Consider the following 239-nt stretch of genomic DNA (forward strand, 5'->3'; position numbering starts at 1 on the left):
GTAATGAGGATAGCACCGCGCCATTGATCTCAGATATGTCACCTAGTGGTGGCGTACTTGATACCACCATTACATTTAATGCGACGGTAACCGATAATGTTGCCGTATCACAGGTTGATTTTTACATCACTGGTCCGACGGCTAATCCGAGTAGTTACAGTTTTGCTGCGAGTGCATCCAATGGCGATGTTTGGACCTCGACGATCCAAGATTTTACCGATGGTGGATGGTGCTGGTAC

1 pseudogene is annotated in these 239 nt (G+C 47.3%); it reads left to right on the plus strand.

The annotated features are described in order from the left end of the window. Positions 1-239, plus strand: a pseudogene (locus MTCD1_RS20220) (Ig-like domain-containing protein); the annotation flags it as partial.

The sequence above is a fragment of the Colwellia marinimaniae genome, from assembly GCF_002207865.1.
GTDB classification, from domain to species: domain Bacteria; phylum Pseudomonadota; class Gammaproteobacteria; order Enterobacterales; family Alteromonadaceae; genus Colwellia; species Colwellia marinimaniae.